Origin of the sequence: Streptomyces sp. NPDC046931 (assembly GCF_040644655.1) — a bacterium.
Classification (GTDB): domain Bacteria; phylum Actinomycetota; class Actinomycetes; order Streptomycetales; family Streptomycetaceae; genus Streptomyces.
Genome location: NZ_JBEYWX010000006.1, coordinates 17,208 through 36,556, shown reverse-complemented (window position 1 = coordinate 36,556; position 19,349 = coordinate 17,208). Strand labels below are relative to the sequence as shown.

Sequence of the window (19,349 nt, the reverse complement as noted above, 5' to 3'; positions counted from 1 at the left end):
CGGCGCTCAGGCAGGGGCGGGCCGTACACCGTCGTGCGGGCCTCAGGACCACCGGGTGAAAGATCCAAGTGGCCGGGGGTTAGCATATGAGCGCCACCTAGCTCGAAAGATACGCCTGTGACTGTCAATGACGACTCGTTCACGAACTGGAAAAACCGCGAGGAGACTGCGGAGTCGATGATCCCGCTCATCGGGAAGCTGCACCGGGAGCGGGACGTCACCGTCCTCCTCCACAGCCGCTCCCTGGTGAACAAGTCGGTGGTCAGCATTCTCAAGACCCACCGATTCGCCCGGCAGATCGCCGGCGAGGAACTCTCGGTCACCGAGACACTGCCGTTCCTCCAGGCCCTCACCACCCTCGATCTCGGGCCGTCCCAGATAGACATCGGCATGCTCGCCGCGACGTACCGCACCGACGACCGCGGTCTGTCGGTGGAGGAGTTCACCGCCGAGGCCGTCGCCGGCGCGACGGGTGCCAACAAGATCGAGCGCGCCGAGGGCCGTGACGTCGTCCTCTACGGATTCGGCCGCATCGGGCGGCTCGTCGCCCGCCTGCTCATCGAGAAGTCCGGCTCCGGCAACGGGCTGCGGCTGCGTGCCATCGTCGTCCGCGAAAGCGGCGGCCGGGCCGCCGAGGACCTCGTCAAGCGCGCCTCCCTGCTCCGCCGCGACTCCATCCACGGGCAGTTCCAGGGCACGATCACCGTCGACGAGGCGAACAGCTCGATCATCGCCAACGGCAACGAGATCAAGGTGATCTACGCCGACGACCCGGCCTCGGTGGACTACACGGCGTACGGCATCAAGGACGCCATCCTCATCGACAACACCGGCAAGTGGCGCGACCGCGAGGGCCTGTCGAAGCATCTGCGTCCCGGCATCGACAAGGTCGTCCTGACCGCGCCCGGCAAGGGCGACGTCCCGAACATCGTCCACGGCGTCAATCACGACACGCTGAAGCCGGACGAGCGGATCCTGTCCTGCGCCTCGTGCACCACCAACGCGATCGTCCCTCCGCTGAAGGCGATGGAGGACGAGTACGGCGTCCTGCGCGGCCATGTGGAGACCGTCCACTCGTTCACCAACGACCAGAACCTGCTGGACAATTACCACAAGTCCGACCGTCGCGGCCGGTCCGCACCGCTCAACATGGTCATCACCGAGACCGGTGCCGCCTCCGCCGTCGCCAAGGCGCTGCCCGACCTCAAGGCGAAGATCACCGGCAGCTCGATCCGGGTCCCGGTGCCCGATGTGTCGATCGCGATCCTGAACCTCCAGCTCGCGCGCGAGACCACCCGGGAAGAGGTCCTCGACTACCTCCGCAAGGTGTCGCTGACCTCCCCGCTGAAGCGCCAGATCGACTTCATCAGCGCGCCCGACGCGGTCTCGAGCGACTTCATCGGCTCGCGCCACGCCTCGATCGTCGACGCCGGCGCCACCAAGGTGGAGGGCGACAACGCGATCCTCTACCTGTGGTACGACAACGAGTTCGGCTACTCCTGCCAGGTCATCCGCGTCGTCCAGCACGTCTCCGGGGTGGAGTACCCGACCTACCCGGTCCCGGCGGCCTGACACGGACGGGCGGTGGTGCCGGTGCCCCGCAGGACGGGGCACCGGCACCACCGACGCCGGCCGGCCTCCGGCGGAAACGGCGGCCCGGAGCCCGAACCGCCGCCCGCCCGGCCGCAGCGCGCCCGTGCTCTTCCCGTGCCGGTGGTCCGTCCATCGCAGCGTGCCATGCTGGGAAGAGATCATCACGGGACGCGGGATCGAGTGGGGCGGAGTGCGAGTGGCGGTTCGGTCGGTTCGGGTCAAGGCTGGGGAACGCATCGCGGCATCGGACCCCGGGCTGCTCCGGCTCACGGCCGGACTCAGAACCACGGTCTCCGTCGCTCTCACCCTCGCCGCCCTGGCTCTCCTGCGCTTCGATGTGTCCCATCTGGTGGCGGGTGCCATCGCGGCCATGGTCGCGACGTTCGCCATCCGCGAGAAGGAACGGACGCGCCAGGCCGTCACGCTGGCCCTGGGCCTCCCCTCGGCGCTTGCCTCGGTGTCGCTCAGCGCGCTGCTGAACTCCCATCGGGTGGCCGGGGACGTCGTCTTCGTCGGGCTCATCTTCTGCGCCGTCTACGGCCGCCGGTTCGGGGAGCGGGGCACGGCGCTGGGGCTGATCGTTTTCCAGATCTACTTCCTCTCCCTCTTCGTCGGCGCGACCGTCCACGCGCTGCCGGGCCTCTACGTCGCCATCGCCCTCGCCTTCGCGTGCAGTGCCCTGGTGCGCTTCGCCCTGCTGCCCCAGTCGCCCTCGGGCATCCTGGACCGCTTGCGCCAGGCCTTCCGAGCCCGCCTGGCGCAACTGATCTCGGCGCAACTCGCCCTGCTCGACGCCGGGCCGGAGGACCTGCCGAGGGCCCTCGACGAGGTGCGCCGCAGGACCGCGGCACTGCACGAGACGGCCATGATGATCCAGGGCCGGCTGGAGGAGGGCACCCCCGACGAGGCGGTGGCCCTGTTGCTGCAACGCCGTATCGCCGATGCCGAGATCGCCGCCGAACGGCTCGGGCTGCTGCTGCTCACCGCGCGCAGCGCCGAACGGGCCGACACGCTCACCCTGCACCTGCCGGGCGCGCCCGCGCCCTCGGGCGGCCCGCTGCCCGAGCGGGACGAGGCGACCGCGACACTGCGCCGCGACCTGGAGGCGCTGCGCCTGCTGGTCCTGCGGTCCGTCGCACAGGACTCGGGAACGGCAGTGTCCCATGTGCGCAACCGGCTCCTCGGCTACCGGGAGGAGGACAACGTGCCGCCCGCGCCGCCCGCCGTCCAGGACGTCTTCCGTGGGATCGGCGAGGCGGGGCGCGCTGTCATGGGGCTGCGGATCGCCCTGGACGGGCCCCAGGACCAGTCCGACGACACCCAGGAGACGGCCCGCTCGCGTGAGGAACTGGACGCGGAGGACGCCGCCATCGACGGCAGCGGGGAGGCGGGCCGCAAGGAGGCGGAGGCCACCGGGTGGCAGCGCCCCACCACGCGCGCGGCCGTGCAGGTGGCCGTGGGATCGGCGCTCGCCATCGTCGGCGGCGAGTTCCTCTCCGATCAGCGCTGGTACTGGGCCGTGCTGACCTGCTGGATCGTGTTCATCAACACCGCGTCCACGGGCGAGATCCTCGTCAAGAGCTACCGTCGGCTGGTGGGCACCGTCCTCGGTGTGGTGGCGGGCATCGGGCTGGCCGGGCTGGTCGGGCACCACACCTGGACGGCGTTCGCGCTGGTGCTGCTGTTCATTTTCGCGATGTTCTACACGGCTCCGCTGTCCTACATGGCGATGTCCTTCTTCGTCACCGCCATGCTGGGCCTGCTCTACACGCTCCTGCACACCTACAGCTCCTCCGTGCTCCTGCTGCGCATCGAGGAGACGGTGCTGGGGGTGGTCTGCGGAGTCGTCGCGGCCGCGCTGGTGCTGCCGGTGCGCACCGATCGCCGTACGAACGAACTCCTCGCCACCGTGCTGGCCCGGCTGGCCGACGTCACCGGCGCCGCGGTCGACCAGTTGAGCGGCGGCTCCGCGGCCGGCCTGCTCGACCGGGCACGCGATCTGGACCGGGCGCTGGCCGACCTGCGTTCCTCGACACAGCCGCTGACGCATCCGATCACGCCGCTGCGGGCCCGCCGGGACACCGCCCGCTATGTGGTCGCGATGCTGGAGACCTGCGCCTACCACGCGCGCTCCCTGGCGGCGACCGCCGGACTGCTGCCCGAGTACCCCTCGATCGCGGCGGACCCCCGGCTGCGCGAGGCGGGCCGGCGTATCGTCCGCAACATCGAGGCGATCGCCGCGCACGTGGCCGACGACCGCTCCACCGCCGAGATCGGGACCGGCCCCAGCATCACGTCCATGCTCAAGCCGGGCACCCTCGGAGCACCGCGGTACGACCGTGTCACGGACCGGGTGCTGCGGCACCTCCAGCGCCTGGACGAGGCGGTGGCCGGACTGGCCCGTCCGTTGCACGTCCCCGCCCGGACGCCGGGGGCGTGACGACGCGGATCGGGTACGGCGAAGGCGGTGTACGGGCCTGGCCGCGCGGCATCCCGGGGGCTCGGCGTGGGGCGGCCGGCGCCCCTCACTCCTCGCGCGGCCTCTCCCGCGAGGGCGCGGTCCTGTGACGGCCCGGCCGCGAGGGCGCCGCCGTACGGCCGACGGCGGCCGCCAGCTTGCGCAGTCTGCGCCAGTCGAGGCGAGGCGGCAGCTCGGGAACGCCGGGCCGGGTACGGGGGACGCGCACGCGCAGGACACGACGTTCGATGCGGCAACGGACGGGAGCCGTCAGGGTCAGCGCCTCGCCGTCGAGACCCACCTCCAGACTGGGTTCGTCCGCCTCGATGACCACTTCGTGCGCCGTCAGCACGGCGAGCCCCGCGGGCTGCGGGTCCAGCACCAGTCCGGCGGCTTCGACCGCACTGTCCACTCTGACGGCAAGGACCCCCAGCTTCCCGGAGTTCAGCCGCTCGCGGCGGCCGAAGCCGAACGGATCGCCCACCCGGTAGGGGTTGTTGCTCACCAGCACGGCCTGCGGCTCGGCGACGGTGGTGCCGCCGACCCGGGCGGTCAGTCGCGGACCGCGCTCGCGGGAGAGCAGCTCCGGCAGCACCTCCAGTGCCGTACCCACCTTGTCATCGCGGTATCCGGGGCTTTGCACGACCGCTCCGTACACCCCGAAGGAGGCGTTGTTGACGAACGGGCGGTCATCGCAGAACCCGAGGTCCACCCGGAGTTCGACCCCGTCGGTGAGCGCGTCGAGGCAGGTGGAGGGGTCGTCCCGGTCCAGGCCCAGGTCCATCGCGAAGTGGTTGCGGGTGCCGGCCGAGATCACCAGGAACGGCAGGCCGTGCTCCGCCGCCACCGCGGCGACCAGCGCCTGTGTGCCGTCGCCGCCCGCGACGCCGAGGAGGTCGGCGCCCTCCGCGACGGCCTGACGGGCGAGGGCGGCGACGTCCTGCTGCCGCTCCGGGTCGAGCAGGACGACACGGGCACCGAGCCGCTCGGCCTTCTCCCGCAGCGCGAACTTCTCCACCTTCCCGCCGCCGGAGCGGGGATTGAGCAGAAGAAACGGGTGTTTCGGCGGTGGCGTCCGGTACTCCTTGACGCGTGCCGGGCGCAGCCCGGTACTGCGCAGCGCGTACCGGCCGCTCCAGACCGCCACGGCCCACAGCGCCCCGGACAGCCCGATCACCCACAACAGGTGCACCTGCACGAACAGCGCGATCACCGCGGCCGGGGTGGCGGCCGCCAACAGGGCCGCGGCCGCACGGGCGGGTCCGCGGCGGGACAGCACCCACCACAGCGCGGCCACGGTGACGGCGAGGCCCGCCAGTCCGGCCGCGAGCAGCAGCAGACCGCGCACGCCTCCTTGGACGAGGGGCAGCACCGCCGCCCACGCCGCGGCGGCGAGCGCTCCCCGGGCCGCCCACCTCTGCCGACGGTGTTCGCGTTCGTTCATCACCGGCCCCATCGGCCCCCATCCCTGGACGTGCCGGGCACGACCAGCGAAACGACAAGCTCCACCGACGGCCACGACTTGACGAGCCATATGTGCCCCAATGTAGGCCGTGACCACACCCTCTCGCGTGGCCGTCCGGCCGCGGCCTGCCCTGGCCGGCGTCCGTGTGCCGCTCGGTGGACCATCGGCTGCGTGACGGGCGGTGTGCCCTTGCGGACACCCAACGCGCTTGCAGGCGGGTGATGTTGCCCTTCGGCGAGAGCCTCGGCGTCGCCGCGCAGAGGGACCGGAACACCTGGGGCGGGGCAGCGAACGGCAGGCCCGACTCCGCTTCGGCGCCGTTCATGCGCAGGACGCGCGGCCCGGCGCGACGGGCCGCCGCCCCGGCCTCGTCCCGGCGGTGAGCAGACGGAAGATCTCCGCCTGGTGGGAGGTGAGGCAGAAGTGGCCGCCCGGGAAGACGCGGAACTCGAAGGATGCGTCGGTGTGCCGGGACCAGGCGCGGGCCTCGTCGAGGGTGACCTTGGGGTCGTCGTCGCCGACGAGGCTCCAGACGGGGGAGCGCAGGCCGGGGCCCGGCTCGTGGACGTAGGTCTCGGCGGCGCGGTAGTCGGCGCGGATGGCGGGCAGGGCCATGCGGATCAGCTCGATGTCGTCGAGGATCACCGAGTCGGTGCCGCTCAACAGCTCTACCTCCTCGATGAGTCCGTCGTCGTCGCGCTGGTGGACGGTCTCGGTGTGCGGGCAGGACGGGGCGCGGCGGGCGGAGGCGAACAGGGCGTGCGGGACGACACCGTGGTCGCGCTCCGGCCGGCGGACGACCTCGAAGGCGAGGGTGGCTCCCAGGCTGTGGCCGAAGAACGCCAGCGGGCCCTCCGTCCACGGCAGGAGGACGGAGGTGATGTGGCCGGCGAGTTCCCCGACGGTGGGGATGCACGGTTCGTCGCGCCGGTCCTGACGCCCCGAGTACTGGCCAGGACGTCCACGGACGCCGGCATCGCGGCCGACAGCGGGTGGTAGGAGCTCGCGGAGCCACCCGCGTGCGGCAGACGCACCAGCCTGTGCCCCGGCAGTCTTGCGGGCGCGGGGCCGTCCGGCCCACCCTTATCGCCCCGGAACTCGGCCGCGGCCGTACCCCTGGCTCGTTCCGGCGGTGAGGTGGGGCGGCACCGTCGGCGCGCCGGGCTTGGGTCAGAGTCCCGCGCTCGAGTGCCCCGCGACGCCTTCCGGCGGGCCGCTAGGTATGTGCCACGACCTCGCCGCCCGTGACCTGGGGGGCGTTCGGCATCAGCGAGGCGAGATGTTCCCGTACGAACTGCGCCGCCCTGTCGCTCGACTCCTCGGCTCCGGCCCGGTCCTGGTAGACACTCGTCGACACCATCACCCCTCCCCCGGCATCGATCCAGTAATAGGCCACGAACCCCTGGACCTGGCGGATGAGCGGCACGAACTCCTCGTTCACCCGGCGTCCCACCTCGGCCCGATCAGTCACCCCTTCGTAACGGCGAACCACTGCGTGCATGGCTGATCTCCTCATAGGTCGCGGGGCGGACTTCTGCGCAGAGGACCTACCCGCCGCGGCAGGTGCGGCGTGCGCAACACGCGCGGTCATCACCGGTAGGGCCCCATGCGGCGACCCGAACGGCGCCTTCCGGTTGCGGCCGGGGAGCCGGTCGCTCTCTGCACGGGCGCGGTTCCGGAGCGCGGTCGCGAGGCCACCGGTGCGACCGGTGGGGATGGAGGGACCCCTGAGCGGGCAGGTATAGAACATGGCGATACGGTGCCTTCCGGACACCGTGCGACACCGGCCCGCCCGGCGCCGCCGCCCGGGCGTGGACGGGGGCGGGGACGTACCGTGATCACCCATCCGGCCTACGAGGTCGAGCCCTGGTGCGTCCGCGAGACCGGGCTGGACCTGGACGTCCTGGCGCAGAGCGAATCGGTCTTCGCGCTCTCCAACGGACACATAGGCTGGCGCGGCAACCTCGAGGAGGGCGAGCCGCACGGGCTGCCCGGCTGCTATCTCAACGGCGTCCACGAGGTACATCCGCTGCCCTACGCCGAGGCCGGCTACGGCTTCCCGGAGTCCGGCCAGACGGTCATCAGCGTCAGCGACGGCAAGATCATCCGCCTTCTGGTCGACGACGAGCAGGCCGATCTGCGCTACGGGCATCTGCGCTCGCACGAACGGCTCCTGGACCTGCGGGACGGGGTCCTGCACCGGGTGTGCGAGTGGGTCTCCCCGGTGGGGAAGGCCGTCCGATTGCGCTCCACCCGTCTGGTCTCCTTCACCCATCGGGCCATCGCCGCGATCGCCTACGAGGTGGAGCCGCTGGGCGAGGAGGTGCGCATCGTCCTTCAGTCCGAACTCGTGGCCAACGCGCCCATGCCGCAGCCCAGCGACGATCCGCGGGTGGCCGCGGCCCTGGAGTCCCCGCTGCGCCCGGAGGAGCACCACGCCGGGGGAACGCGGCTGCGCCTGATCCACCGCACCGAGAGCAGCGGTCTGCGGGTCGCGGCCGCCGCCGACCACATCGTGCAGGGCCCTTCCTCCACCGCGATGTCCGCGGAGAGCTCGGACGACGTCGCCCGGCTCACCGTCATCGCCGACCTCAGTCCCGGGGAGAAGCTCCGGCTGGAGAAGCTGGTTTCCTACGGCTGGTCCGGGCTGCGCTCGCTGACGGCCCTGCGGGATCAGGCGGAGGCCGCGCTCGCCGAGGCAGGCACCACCGGCTGGCGGGGCCTGGTCGACGAACAGCGGGCCTTCCTGGACGACTTCTGGCGGCATTCCGATGTGGAGGTGGACGGCGACCCGGAGATCCAGCAGGCCGTCCGCTTCGCGCTCTTCCACGTTCTCCAGGCCGCCGCACGCGCCGAGCAGCGGGCCATCCCGGCCAAGGGCCTGACCGGCTCCGGATACGACGGGCACGCCTTCTGGGACACCGAGAGCTATGTGCTGCCGCTGCTCTCCTCCGCCTATCCGCGCAGCGTCGCGGCGGCGCTGCGCTGGCGCCAGGACACGCTGCCGGCGGCGCGCGCCCGCGCCCGCCAACTCGGCCTGAGCGGCGCGGCGTTCCCCTGGCGCACCATCGACGGCGCGGAATGCTCCGGCTACTGGCCGGCCGGTACCGCGGCGTTCCACGTCAACGCCGACATCGCCCATGCCGTCCTGCGCTATGTCGCGGTCTCCGGCGACGAGGACTTCGAGCGCGAGACCGGCGTGGAACTGCTCGTGGAGACCGCCCGGTTGTGGCGTTCCCTCGGCCACCACGACTCCGACGGACACTTCCACATCGACGGTGTCACCGGGCCCGACGAGTACAGCGCACTCGCGGACGACAACACCTTCACCAACGTCATGGCCCAGGGAAATCTGCGGGCCGCCGCCGAAGCCGCCGAACGCCATCCCGAGCAGGCCGCCGCGCTCGGCGTGACCGGGCAGGAGATCACCGCGTGGCGGAACGCCGCCGAGGCCATGACCGTGCCGTACAACAGGGCGCTGGGCATCCATGAGCAGGACGCTGGGTTCACCCGCCACCAGGCCTGGGACTTCTCCCGCACCCGGCCCGAGGACTACCCCCTGATGCTGCACTTCCCGTACCTGGAGCTCTACCGCAAGCAAGTGGTCAAACAGGCCGACCTAGTGCTGGCGATGTACCTGCGCTGCGACGCCTTCGACGAGGGCCAGAAGGCGCGCAACTTCGCCTACTACGAGCCGCTCACCGTCCGCGACTCCTCGCTGTCGGCCTCTATCCAGGCCGTCATCGCCGCCGAGGTCGGCCATCTGGGCCTGGCGTACGACTACCTCGGCGAGGCCGCCCTGATGGACCTGGACGATCTGGAGAACAACACCCGCGACGGACTGCACATCGCCTCGCTGGCGGGCTCCTGGATCGCCCTGGTCGCAGGCTTCGGCGGCATGCGGCACGGCGCGGACACCGTCCACTTCACCCCCCGGCTGCCCGGCAGGCTGAGCCGGCTCGCCTTCTCCGTCCGGATCCGCCGGCAGTGCCTCCGAGTGGAGATCACCGAATCCCGGGCAACGTACACGCTCGTGCACGGGGACGGCATGGAGATCACACACTACGGGGAGCCGGTGACGCTGTCCCGCGGCACATCCCAGAGCCGTCCCCTCGAGCCGCCGCCCTGCCTGCCGCCCCCCACCCAGCCACCCGGACGGCGGCCCGAGCGCCCCTGCTGAACGGAGGGCGGGCACCGCGCCGGATGTCGGGTATCCGCAGGCCGTCACCTGGGTGTGTCCAGGAGGTATGCGCCTCCAGCCCCGCGGAGGTGTCGGTCGTACATGGCAGTCGAACCGGGGTCTGGTGGTCATCCCGGTCGTGCCCAGATCGGCGAAGAGGCCATCGCGCCCGGCCCGACCCGGCTCGCGGAGGACCTGGCCGCCGGCCGCCGGCACACACGTCACGCCGAGCTGCTCACGCCCGACACCATGGACGTCGGGTACCGGCTCCTCGTGTCCGACCACTGACCTTCGACGGCCCCGCTCGTGAAAGTGCAGGGCTGGGCTTAACAAAGGCGCCATTGTGGGGGACCGCGGGAGGAACCCCACGATGCAGGCGATGCCTCCATGCCGAAGGCCTCGGCCACGAACGGTTCACCTGCGGACCAGCCGAGGCCGGGCTGCGACACGGCAACGGCCACGGGCGGGGCCCCGGCCACCGGTCACCACAGCGCGCGGGCAGCGAGACGGTCACGTCATGTCAGGGCCGGAACGGTCAGCGCACCCTACCCCGCGGCTTCAGCGGCACAGGCGGCAGTTCCGGCGCGGGCAGCGGAGCGCCGTCGTACCCCTTCACCTCGCCGAAGCGAGAGCCCGTCATCCAGTCGGCCCGGGCCTGCGCGATGTCGTCCTGGGTGCGCCCGATGAAGTTCCACCACATGATCAGCTCCTCCTCGAACGGCTCGCCGCCCAGGAGCATCAGGCCCGCGTCCGACTCCGCGCGCAGGGGGAGTTCGGTGCGTCCGCAGCCGAGGTAGAGCATCGAACCCGGGAGAACGGGAACGCCGTCGACGTGGACCTCGCCGGACATCGACAGCACCGCGTACTCGAAGTCCGTCTCCAGGGGCAGTCGTACGTCCGCGCCGCGCGCCAGGGCCAGATCGGCGCCGACGATCGGCGTGAACGCCGTACCCGGGGACCGTGCGCCGTCGATCTCGCCCAGGATCAGGGTGGCGCTGAACCCGGAGGCCGTGACCACGGGCAGCTCGGGATGGTATTCGAAGCGCGCATCGGTGTGCCGGTGGCTGTCCGGCAGGGCCACCCACAGCTGGGCGCCGTGCAGGAAGCGCGCATGGGACCGCGGGCTCTCCTCGGAGTGGCTGATCGCCCGTCCCGACGTCATCAGACCCAGCCGGCGCGGGCGGATGGTCTGGAGGCCGCCCGTCGAGTCACGGTGCAGCACCTCGCCCTCGTGCAGCCAGCTCACCGTCTGCAGCCCCATGTGAGGGTGCGGGGGAACCTGCACGCCGGGCTCGTCCGCGATGTCGTCGGGACCGTAGTGATCGACGAAACACCAGGCGCCCACCATGCGGCGGCCCAGGTTCGGCAGCAGCCGGCGGACCTCCGTCGACTCACCGAGCCGGACCCGGCGCGGACTGAGGAGCTCACGCACGGGTTCCGTCACCACGAACCCCCGGCCACCGCACACGGCGGGCACCGCCTCGCGATCAAGATTGCTCATGCCGCCCAACCTAGCCCCGTGGGCACGCCCACGTGAGGCCATCCACCCGCCCGTCGAGTCGCTCTTTCCATCGAGTCCCCCGGCCACCCCAGCCACCCTCGCCAGTAGTGGAATATTCAACCAAGGTGCGGGGTTGTGGGGGCCGTAAGGAGGCCGGAAGTGGAAACGACGTACTACGACCACGGGTCCCTCTCGGAGCGCTGGGAGCGGGCCGGGAAGTTCTTCGACGCCAAGGACTACGCCGCGGCGGCGCAGGTCCTCAAGGGGCTGGTCGAGGAGGTGCCGGAGCAGACCGGGCCACGGCTGCTGCTGGCCCGCGCCTACTACCACTCTGCCCAACTGCGGCGCGCGGAAGAGCAGTTGCGCGGCATCGTGGAGCAGGACCCGGTGGAGCACTACGCCCGGCTGCTGCTCGGGCGCACGCTCCAGCGCCAGGGGCGCGTCGACGAGGCCCAGCCGCATCTGCGGATCGCCTCGGCGCTCGCGGGCGACTTCGCGGAGGTGTGATCCCGGCAGGCCGGTCATCGACGGCCCGTGTCCGGTCCCGCCGGGCACGGGCCGTCGTGCACTGCGTGGGCACCGGCAGTGCAGCCACCCGGCGCAGGCACCAGCCCGGCGGCGGCCGGCGCGTCCCGTGCCGACGCGCCGGGTGCCGCGGGACGGCAGCCCAGCGGGGCGGACACCGGTGGTGAGCGGACGCCAGAAGGGCGCGATCCGAGGGAACAGGGCCCGGCGCTCCGCCGGGCGAGCCCGTCCGGCAGGGCCGTGGTGACGACGACGCGGTCGCGGTGTCCGCCGCCGGGCGGCGCGTAGGCGTACGACCCGGTCTCGGGCAGCGCCGCCACCGATCGGCCGGACGGTCCGGCCAGTGTGCGGCGGGCCCTGCGGACGATCCGTCGGTGCCGACGGACGGCCCGCGCAGGTCCCGGTGACCAAGGGCGGCGCGGGAACCGCGCCTTGCCCGCGATTTCGTCGTGCGGGACGGCCGCCCGCAGCTCGGGCGCGGCGCGCGGAGCACCAGCCCCGCCGGATCGCCCGTCCGCGCCGCCGGGGCCCGGCGCCGTGCCGTGTGTTCTCCTCCGGCGTGCGCATGGCGGATCACGCTGTCCGGCCGCCGTGGGTGCGTCTGCCGCGCCGGTGGTCGATCTCGCCGAGGACGACGTCCACGGCGATGAAGGCCGCGAGCGGAATCCCGAGCAGCGGTACGAAGTAGCCGAGGACCGCGACGGCCGCCATGCCGGGGACGAGGATCTGCGGCGGGACCTGCTGCCAGGCGCCGCGCGGGACCGGCCGCCCGAACGCGCCCGCCCGGCCGCGCTGCCACCACATGCGGTAGCCCCAGACGATCAGCAGAACCAGGCACAGGGCGAGGGCCATCAGGGCGAGCTGGCTGACGATCCCGAAGAGGACGCCGGTGTGCAGGTCGATGCCCCAGCGGGTGAGTTTGGCGAGCACCGGGTAGTCGGCGAAGCGGAGGACGTCGGTGACCTCGCCGGTGGCCGGGTCCACGGCGACCGAGTCCTGCTTCTCGGGCCAGCTGCGCTGGATCTGCTTGACGACGTAGGCGGAGGACGCGTCGGCGGGTGGCACGATCTCCACGGGATCGGACAGGCCCTTGCCCCGGGCGGCCGCGAGGACCTTGTCGAGGCCCACGCCGTGCGCGCCACCGCCGGCGGTCGCGGAGCCGTGGCCGGAGTGCTCGCCGCCCATGGAGGCCGACACCGAGGGAGTGGCCTGGTGGAGCGAGGTGCGCAGTTCGCCGATGGCGGCCCCTGCGTACGTCGACCAGGTCAGACCGGTCGCGGAGAGGAAGAGGAACCCGGCCGCGGCCCAGACTCCGACCGTGCCGTGCAGGCCGAGGGTGCGACGGCGGCCGCTCGTACCGCGCAGTTTGCGCCGCGAGCGCCGGCGCGCGAACCACAGGACGAGCCCGCCGCCCGCGATCACCCACAGCCAGCTGGCGGCGAGTTCGCTGTAGAGGCGGCCGTTCTCACCGAGGTGGAGGTCACGGTGGAACTCGTCGATCCAGGTCCGCAGCGGAAGGGCGCCGGTGGAGCCGTACTGCTCCAGTGCGCCGCGCACCTTGCCGGTGTACGGGTCGACGAACACGGCCAGGGTGTGGTCCTTGCCGACGCCGGGGACACCCGACAGCAGCACCCTCGTGGGGGCGTCCTTCGCCGGGGAGGGGCGCACGGCCGACAGAGTGCCCTCGGGATGAGCCTTGCGGGCGGCGGCGACCTGTGCGCCGATCGGCAGCTTGCCGTCGCCGACCGGGACGGTGAGCTCGTGCGCGTACACGATCTTCTCGACCTGGAACGAGGCCGCGTACAGAAAGCCGGTGACGGCTGCGACCAGCAGGAACGGGGCGACGAGGATCCCGGCGTAGAAGTGCAGGCGCAGCACCAGGGGTCTCAGCGGCGCCCATCCGGAGGGCTTGGGTGGGACGGGCCCTGGGGCCTCGCCCGTCGTGGTCGGGGCAGCGGTGGTCATCGGCGGGGTTCTCCGGGGTTCGGGGACGGACTGCGGCCACACGCCCGGGAGTTGGGCGTGACGGTCCAGTAGTCGGAGGGCCGCACGGGCGAGTTCCCGGCGATGTCGGTGACGTGGACCACATTCCTGGGTCGCAACCGCATCCGGGCCTCGGTGACATGCGCCACAGGAGCGTCCCGCCGACCGGTCCGCCGCGCGGCCCGCCTGTCATGCTGGCGCGATGGCACCCGAAGTCGCCCGCACCGGCCCCCACGACCGCCCTCTCGCCGAGCTGGTGGAGCAACTCCTCGCCGCCGGCGGTCCGTTGCCCATCGTCGCCGCTGGTGATCCGGTGCTGCGGCGTGGCACCGAGCCCTTCGACGGCCAGCTCGACCCGGCGCTCCTCGCACGCTTCGTCGCCGCGCTGCGCGAGACGATGCACGCGGCGCCGGGAGTGGGGCTCGCGGCGCCCCAGGTCGGGGTGGCCCTGCGCATCGCGGTCATCGAGGACCCCGCGCCGGTCCCCGAGGAGTTCCGGGTGGCGCGCGGGCGGGTGCCCCAGCCCTTCCGGGTGCTCGTCAATCCGTCGTACGAGGCGCTCGGCACCGAACGGGCCGCCTTCTTCGAGGGCTGCCTGAGTGTGCCGGGCTGGCAGGCCGTGGTGGCCCGGCACGCCCGGGTGCGGCTGCGGGCGCTGGACGAGCACGGAGCCCCGGTGGACGAGGAGTTCGCGGGCTGGCCGGCGCGGATCGTCCAGCACGAGACGGACCATCTGGACGGCACGCTCTATCTGGACCGGGCGGAGCTGCGCTCGCTCTCGTCGAACGAGGCGATGGCCGGCCGGTGGACGCAGCCGACGCCGGAACGGGCCGCCGCGGCGCTGGGGTTCACGCTGCCGTCATGAGGGCCACGCCGCCCGGCCGGCACGATGCAGTGCGGTGGGGTGCGGTGAGGACGAAGCCGTACGGCATGCGGAGGAGAGCCGGGCTCCGGCCCGGAGCCCGGCTCCCTCGGTCCGGTGCCGTGCGCCGGGTCAGCCCCGGTACGCCTCCAGCAGGCGCAGCCAGACCTCGCTGATGGTCGGGTACGAGGGCACCGCGTGCCACAGACGGTCGATCGGGACCTCACCGGCGACGGCGATGCTCGCGGAGTGGATCAGCTCCCCGACACCGGGGCCGACGAACGTGACGCCGAGCAGCGTCTCGCTGTCCAGGTCGACCACCATCCGGGCGCGCCCCCGGTAGCCGTCGGCGTACAGGCCCGCTCCCGCGACCGACGACAGGTCGACGTCCACGGCACGAACCCGGCGGCCCGCCTGCTCCGCCTCCGCCAGGGACAGGCCCACGGCCGCCGCCTCCGGGTCGGTGAACACCACCTGGGGAACGGCCGCGTGGTCGGCGGTGGCGGAATGGGCGCCCCAGGCATTCGTCTCCAGGAGCGGGACGCCCTCGGCGCGGGCCCCGATCGCCGCGCCCGCGATGCGTGCCTGGTACTTGCCCTGGTGGGTGAGGAGCGCGCGGTGGTTGACGTCGCCGACCGCGTAGAGCCACTCGCTGCCCGTCACCCGCAGGGTGTCGTCGACCGACAGCCAGGAGCCGGGCTCCAGGCCCACGGTGTCGAGGCCGATGTCGTCGGTGCGGGGTGCCCGGCCGATGGCGAAGAGGATCTCGTCCGCCTCGATACGGTCGCCCGCGTCCGTGACGACCACGAGGGTGTCGCCTTCGCGCCGGACCGACTCGACCGAGGTGCCGGTACGCACGTCCGCCCCCGCCTCCGTGAGGGCCTCGGCGACCAGTTCTCCGGCGAAGGGCTCCATGCGCGGCAGCAGGCCCTTGCCGCGGACGAGCACGGTGACCTGGGAGCCCAGGGCCGCCCAGGCCGTGGCCATCTCGGTGGCCACCACGCCGCCGCCCACGACGACCAGGCGGCCGGGCGCGGCCTTCGCGCTCGTAGCCTCCCGGCTGGTCCAGGGACGCACCTCGGCCAGCCCCGGCAGGTCGGGCAGCAGGGCCCGGCTGCCGGTGCACACGGCCACCGCGTGCCGAGCGGTGAGCACCCGCTGCCCGTCGGAGCCGCTCACCGTGACCGTGCGTGGTCCGGCCAGCCGTCCGTGTCCCCGGTATAAATCGGCTCCGATGCCGTCCAGCCAGGTGACCTGGCCCTCGTCGTTCCAGTCCGACACCTCGTAGTCGCGGTGGGCCAGGACCGCGGGCACGTCGAGGGGGCCCTGCACCAGGGGCGCGAGGCCGGGGACGCGGCGCGCGTCCGCGCGGGCGATCACCGGGCGCAGCAGCGCCTTGCTGGGCATGCACGCCCAGTAGGAGCACTCGCCGCCGACCAGCTCGCTCTCGACGACCGCGGTGGAGAGTCCGGCCGCACGAGTGCGGTCGGCGACGTTCTCGCCCACGGGCCCCGCACCGAGCACCACGACGTCGTACGCGATGGGTTCCGTTTCCGTCATGGGGCCAGTCTGGTTGTTGGTGTGCTCGATCCGCCACACGGGTACGCGCGCGGAATACATGACCACGACGCACCGTTGTGGTCAGCGGCTCAGCCCCGACATCAGGAAGAGGGAATCGCCATGAGCAGCACCGTGGAGCTCACCAAGGAGAACTTCGACCAGACGGTCAAGGACAACGAATTCGTCCTGATCGACTTCTGGGCGTCCTGGTGCGGGCCGTGCCGTCAGTTCGCCCCGGTCTACGAGAAGGCGGCCGGGGACAATCCCGACCTGGTGTTCGGCAAGGTGGACACCGAGGCGCAGCCCGAGCTGGCCGCGGCCTTCGGCATCCAGTCGATCCCTACGCTGATGATCGTCCGGGACCAGGTCGCGATCTTCGCGCAGCCGGGCGCCCTGCCGCAGGCCGCCCTCGACGACGTCATCGGCCAGGCCCGCCAGCTGGACATGGACGAGGTCCGCAAGGCCGTGGCCGCGCAGGAGGAGAAGGCCGCGCAGAACGGCGAGTGACCCCCCGGCGGACTCCACGGTGGGACCGGCCCCCGCAACGCCGCGCGGCAGTCGCGGCTCGGCGGGGGTTCAGCTCGATGCGCGGTGCACGATCCGCGCCCCGAAGACCTGGCTCACCTCCGGTACGCCGAAGGGATCGCGTACGACGCGGTCGACCAGTTCCGCCAACTCACGCCCGGACGGCAGTTCGATATGGACGGTGCTGAGTCTCGGCCGCACCAGCCGGCCGAGCATCAGATCGTCGGCACCGACCACGGCCGTCTCCCCCGGAATGTCCACACCCTCGTCCTGCAGGGCGCGCATCAGCAGTGTCGCGTACTCGTCGTTGTACGCGAAGACGGCGTCCAGGCCGAGTGAGCGCCAGCGCGCCGCGAGCCGGGCGGCGGACTCCTCCTCGTAGGCGAGCGGCAGTTCGGTGACGGTGGCGCCGGTGCCGCTCAGGGCGCGCCGTACGCCTTCCAGCCGGGGCCTGGAGAGAAACTCCAGGCCGGGCTCCTCGGGCATCACCACACCGACCCGGCGGCGGCCCCGGGCCAGCAGGTGCACTCCGGCACTGTGTCCCACTCCGCCGTGGTCCAGAAGCAGGGCGTGGGCGCCGGCGACGCGTTCGGGCCCCAGGGTGAGGACGGCGCGGGCGCCGGAGCGTTTGAGGACGTGCACACCCTGCGGGCCGAGCCCGCCGCCGGGCACGAGCACCGCCACCGGCCGCAGCTCCGCCCAGGCTCGGGCGGCTTCGTCGCCCTGGAGGCCGATACCGCCGTACTGCACGACGGTGTAGTCCAAACGGCTGAGGGCCCACTGGAGTTCGTTGATGAACTGGCTGTAGAGCGGGCCCACCGGCACGTTCGGTGCGGGCATCAGCACCATGCGGCTGTGCCCGGCGCGCAGGCTGCGGGCGGCTGCGTGCGGGACGTACCCGAGTTCCTTGGCGGCCTCCTGGACACGGCGGCGCGTGGGTTCGCTGATCCGTACGGTGCTGGTGTTGTTGAGGACGTACGAGACGGTCGCGCGCGAGACACCGGCCAGACGTGCCACATCGGCACTCGTCGGCACGGCGGGTGGTGCGGGCGACGAAGGGACGGGCTGTTTCGGTATCTGCACCATGACGTACCGCATCTTCGCAGAACGGCCACGGGGGCTGCCGCCGGGGGTTGCGATCCGACTCGTCAACAGGCCTTTCACCAAAGGACGTTGAGCTTTCCGTTCCAGACGGGAGGGCCACAGGTTACCGTTCGGTAGAAGACGTCCCGCGGAGGTGTGCCCCATGGCTTCGGACCGTAGCGCCGGGGCGGCCGAGTGCGCCCGCGCGCTCGCCGCCGGCGAAGTGACCTCCCGTGCGCTGGTCGAGCGCGCACTGGCCCGGATCGAGGCGGCCCAGCCCCTGCTGAACGCGTTCCGGGTGGTGCGCGCCGAGGCCGCGCTCGCCGAGGCGGAGGCCGCCGACCGGAGGCTCGCGGCCGGGGAGCGGAGGCCGCTGCTCGGGGTGCCGGTGGCCGTCAAGGACGACATGGACGTGGCGGGCGAGCCCACCGCGTTCGGCTGCCCGGGGGCGTTCCCCCCGGTGGCGCAGGACGGCGAGGCGGTACGGCGGCTGCGGGCGGCCGGGGCCGTGATCGTCGGCAAGACCAACACGTGCGAGCTGGGGCAGTGGCCGTTCACCGAGGGGCCGGCCTTCGGCGCGACGCGCAACCCCTGGCATCGGGACCACACCCCGGGTGGCTCGTCCGGCGGGTCCGCGGCGGCGGTCGCCGCGGGCCTGGTGCCGGCCGCGCTGGGCTCGGACGGCGCCGGTTCCGTCCGCATCCCGGCCGCCTGGACACATCTGGTCGGCATCAAGCCGCAGCGGGGCCGGATCTCGACCTGGCCGCTCCCCGAGTCCTTCCAGGGGATCACCGTCAACGGAACGCTCGCCCGGACGGTCACGGACGCGGCGCTGCTCCTGGACGCGGCGAGCGGCAACCACACGGGCGACCTGCACCGCCCGCCCGCGCTCGACGTCTCGGCGGCGGTGGGGCGGGATCCCGGCCGCCTGCGGATCGCGCTCTCGCTGAGGCCGCCGTTCACCGCGGTGCCCGCCCGGCTCGACCCCCGGGTCCGGGCGTGTGTCCTCGCGCTCGCCGAGCGGCTGGCCGCGCTCGGGCACGTGGTGGAGGAGGCGGAACCGCGCTACGGGCAGATCGGGCTGGCCTTCCTGCCGCGGGCGACCGCGGGCCTGGCCGAACGGGTGCGTGAGGTGCCCTTCCCCGAGCTGCTCGACCGGCGCACCCGAGACGCCGCACGGCTGGGCCGGCTGCTCGGCGGGGCTCCGCTGCGCGTGGCACGGCGCGCGGAGGCGGTGCTGCACCGGCGCGTGGGAGCGCTCTTCGAGTCGTACGACGTCGTCCTCGCCCCCACGACGGCCGCTCCCCCGCCGCGCGTCGGAACGCTCGTGCACATGAACGGCTGGAACACCGATCGCGCGATGATCGCCGCCTGCCCGTACGCGTGGCCGTGGAACGTGCTCGGCTGGCCCGGGGTCAATGTGCCCGCGGGCTTCGTGGGTGACGGGCTCCCGGTGGGCGCCCAGTTGCTGGGCCCGGCGCACAGCGAGCCGCTTCTGGTGTCGCTGGCGGCCCAGTTGGAGGCGGACCGGAGGTGGCACGAGTGGTGGCCGCCGCACCCGGCTGCCGCCGACGCACGGGCCGCATAGGCGCGTTCGGGCCGTACGCTGTGACC

At 72.6% G+C, this 19,349-nt stretch carries 14 protein-coding genes and 1 pseudogene; 8 read left to right on the top strand and 7 right to left on the bottom strand.

Annotated elements, in window-relative coordinates:
* Positions 1–117: 117 nt before the first annotated feature.
* The gene (locus ABZ876_RS13850) at positions 118–1,572 is read left to right on the top strand and encodes a glyceraldehyde-3-phosphate dehydrogenase (protein ID WP_361779176.1); all 1,455 of its coding nucleotides are present in this window, start codon (positions 118–120) and stop codon (positions 1,570–1,572) included.
* Between the two features lie 211 nt (positions 1,573–1,783).
* Positions 1,784–4,033 (top strand): FUSC family protein, encoded by a 2,250-nt coding sequence (locus tag ABZ876_RS13845; protein WP_361779925.1) that lies wholly within the window; start codon positions 1,784–1,786, stop codon positions 4,031–4,033.
* 85 nt (positions 4,034–4,118) lie between these two features.
* Here ABZ876_RS13845 and ABZ876_RS13840 read toward each other — a convergent pair whose 3' ends face one another.
* The 3 genes and pseudogenes from ABZ876_RS13840 to ABZ876_RS13830 all read right to left on the bottom strand — a co-directional run bounded on the left by ABZ876_RS13840 (position 4,119) and on the right by ABZ876_RS13830 (position 7,017).
* The gene (locus tag ABZ876_RS13840; protein WP_361779174.1) at positions 4,119–5,507 is read right to left on the bottom strand and encodes a diacylglycerol kinase family protein; all 1,389 of its coding nucleotides are present in this window, start codon (positions 5,505–5,507) and stop codon (positions 4,119–4,121) included.
* Between the two features lie 330 nt (positions 5,508–5,837).
* A pseudogene (locus tag ABZ876_RS13835) lies at positions 5,838–6,568 on the bottom strand (thioesterase domain-containing protein).
* Positions 6,569–6,732: 164 nt separating this feature from the next.
* A complete protein-coding gene (locus tag ABZ876_RS13830; RefSeq protein WP_361779171.1) occupies positions 6,733–7,017 on the bottom strand; it encodes a hypothetical protein in 285 nt (94 codons plus the stop codon).
* A gap of 333 nt (positions 7,018–7,350) precedes the next feature.
* Here ABZ876_RS13830 and ABZ876_RS13825 point away from each other — a divergent pair, with 333 nt between their 5' ends.
* Both ABZ876_RS13825 and ABZ876_RS13820 read left to right on the top strand, forming a co-directional pair.
* On the top strand, positions 7,351–9,696 hold the full coding sequence (locus ABZ876_RS13825; protein WP_361779168.1) for a glycosyl hydrolase family 65 protein: 2,346 nt from the start codon (positions 7,351–7,353) through the stop codon (positions 9,694–9,696).
* Between the two features lie 102 nt (positions 9,697–9,798).
* Positions 9,799–9,984: a hypothetical protein gene (locus tag ABZ876_RS13820; RefSeq protein ID WP_361779165.1), complete on the top strand. Its 186-nt coding sequence runs from the start codon at positions 9,799–9,801 to the stop codon at positions 9,982–9,984.
* Between the two features lie 247 nt (positions 9,985–10,231).
* Here the strand turns inward: ABZ876_RS13820 and ABZ876_RS13815 are convergent, their stop codons facing one another.
* Positions 10,232–11,197: a pirin family protein gene (locus tag ABZ876_RS13815; protein ID WP_361779162.1), complete on the bottom strand. Its 966-nt coding sequence runs from the start codon at positions 11,195–11,197 to the stop codon at positions 10,232–10,234.
* 159 nt (positions 11,198–11,356) lie between these two features.
* Between ABZ876_RS13815 and ABZ876_RS13810 the strand changes: the two genes are divergently transcribed.
* Positions 11,357–11,704 carry a tetratricopeptide repeat protein gene (locus ABZ876_RS13810; RefSeq protein WP_361779159.1) on the top strand — a complete coding sequence of 116 codons (348 nt, stop codon included), beginning with the start codon at positions 11,357–11,359 and terminating at the stop codon, positions 11,702–11,704.
* A gap of 591 nt (positions 11,705–12,295) precedes the next feature.
* Here ABZ876_RS13810 and ABZ876_RS13805 read toward each other — a convergent pair.
* Complete coding sequence (locus ABZ876_RS13805; protein ID WP_361779156.1) at positions 12,296–13,687, bottom strand: PepSY-associated TM helix domain-containing protein; 1,392 nt, start codon at positions 13,685–13,687, stop codon at positions 12,296–12,298.
* 220 nt (positions 13,688–13,907) lie between these two features.
* Between ABZ876_RS13805 and ABZ876_RS13800 the strand changes: the two genes are divergently transcribed.
* Positions 13,908–14,570, top strand: a complete 663-nt coding sequence (locus ABZ876_RS13800; RefSeq protein ID WP_361779153.1) for a peptide deformylase — start codon at positions 13,908–13,910, stop codon at positions 14,568–14,570.
* 129 nt (positions 14,571–14,699) lie between these two features.
* Here the strand turns inward: ABZ876_RS13800 and ABZ876_RS13795 are convergent, their stop codons facing one another.
* Positions 14,700–16,127: an NAD(P)/FAD-dependent oxidoreductase gene (locus tag ABZ876_RS13795; protein WP_361779150.1), complete on the bottom strand. Its 1,428-nt coding sequence runs from the start codon at positions 16,125–16,127 to the stop codon at positions 14,700–14,702.
* A gap of 120 nt (positions 16,128–16,247) precedes the next feature.
* Here ABZ876_RS13795 and trxA point away from each other — a divergent pair, with 120 nt between their 5' ends.
* Positions 16,248–16,634 (top strand): thioredoxin, encoded by a 387-nt coding sequence (trxA, locus tag ABZ876_RS13790; protein WP_361779147.1) that lies wholly within the window; start codon positions 16,248–16,250, stop codon positions 16,632–16,634.
* A 69-nt stretch (positions 16,635–16,703) separates the two neighbouring features.
* On the opposite strand, the gene ABZ876_RS13785 is transcribed toward trxA, so the two are convergent.
* Positions 16,704–17,738, bottom strand: coding sequence for a LacI family DNA-binding transcriptional regulator (locus tag ABZ876_RS13785; RefSeq protein WP_361779144.1), 1,035 nt, complete (start codon positions 17,736–17,738; stop codon positions 16,704–16,706).
* Positions 17,739–17,898: 160 nt separating this feature from the next.
* On the opposite strand from ABZ876_RS13785, the gene ABZ876_RS13780 reads away from it, so the two are divergent.
* Positions 17,899–19,323, top strand: a complete 1,425-nt coding sequence (locus ABZ876_RS13780; RefSeq protein ID WP_361779142.1) for an amidase — start codon at positions 17,899–17,901, stop codon at positions 19,321–19,323.
* Positions 19,324–19,349 lie beyond the last annotated feature (26 nt).

Bases quoted from the DNA above. Each gene is read 5' to 3' on its own strand.
- ABZ876_RS13805 (WP_361779156.1), bottom strand. From the start codon at position 13,687: ATGACCACCGCTGCCCCGACCACGACGGGCGAGGCCCCAGGGCCCGTC.
- ABZ876_RS13820 (WP_361779165.1), top strand. From the start codon at position 9,799: ATGGCAGTCGAACCGGGGTCTGGTGGTCATCCCGGTCGTGCCCAGATC.
- ABZ876_RS13800 (WP_361779153.1), top strand. From the start codon at position 13,908: ATGGCACCCGAAGTCGCCCGCACCGGCCCCCACGACCGCCCTCTCGCC.
- ABZ876_RS13840 (WP_361779174.1), bottom strand. From the start codon at position 5,507: ATGGGGCCGGTGATGAACGAACGCGAACACCGTCGGCAGAGGTGGGCG.
- trxA (WP_361779147.1), top strand. From the start codon at position 16,248: ATGAGCAGCACCGTGGAGCTCACCAAGGAGAACTTCGACCAGACGGTC.
- ABZ876_RS13785 (WP_361779144.1), bottom strand. From the start codon at position 17,738: ATGGTGCAGATACCGAAACAGCCCGTCCCTTCGTCGCCCGCACCACCC.
- ABZ876_RS13780 (WP_361779142.1), top strand. From the start codon at position 17,899: ATGGCTTCGGACCGTAGCGCCGGGGCGGCCGAGTGCGCCCGCGCGCTC.
- ABZ876_RS13815 (WP_361779162.1), bottom strand. From the start codon at position 11,197: ATGAGCAATCTTGATCGCGAGGCGGTGCCCGCCGTGTGCGGTGGCCGG.
- ABZ876_RS13830 (WP_361779171.1), bottom strand. From the start codon at position 7,017: ATGCACGCAGTGGTTCGCCGTTACGAAGGGGTGACTGATCGGGCCGAG.
- ABZ876_RS13795 (WP_361779150.1), bottom strand. From the start codon at position 16,127: ATGACGGAAACGGAACCCATCGCGTACGACGTCGTGGTGCTCGGTGCG.